This is a genomic window from Halobacillus sp. BBL2006, from assembly GCF_000786645.1.
Lineage (GTDB): Bacteria > Bacillota > Bacilli > Bacillales > Halobacillaceae > Halobacillus.
Map to the genome: position 1 here is coordinate 1 of NZ_JRNX01000902.1, position 514 is coordinate 514.

General features: G+C 47.5%; 1 pseudogene. It reads right to left on the bottom strand.

Going from position 1 to position 514, the window contains the following annotated elements:
* Positions 1 to 94 precede the first annotated feature (94 nt).
* Positions 95 to 514: pseudogene (locus LD39_RS20945) on the bottom strand (M14 family zinc carboxypeptidase); the annotation flags it as partial.

A 514-nucleotide genomic window follows, 5' to 3' on the forward strand; every position in this document is an offset into this window, starting at 1 on the left:
CTTCCCAATCACCCCTGCCTACCAATATGGCAAACGAGCCCCAAACATCTCGAAATCGAGTCTTCCGCAATCCTGCATGTTGTTGAAGAGAGTTTTACATATAAAGACTTGCCAGGAAGATTCCCAGTGTTTCCTGATAAATCTCATCAAATTGAGAAAGAGGAAGCGGATTAACACCTTCACCTAATTCAACCGTGTAGCCAGGTCTGCGATAAACCTTAACGAACCAGTCCTTATAGCCAGCATAACTATCTACATACCTAATTGGCTGATACCCGCTCACTCGTTTAAATTCCTGTACTATCGTAAAGGCGCGGGGTGGCTCGAGGCCTTCATACCCCCAGTAGATCACTTCTCCTTGTGTATGAAAGGCAAGCATTTTTTCGAACTGTCTTTCCCCTGCAAGCTCAGCCATTGCAACAGCTTCCGGTTCTGTCAAAGGCTGATAGCCCGGAAAGTCTCTCGGAGCTGGTTCTTTCGGCTTTCTTGCAGCCTCCACCTCCCATTTGGCAGG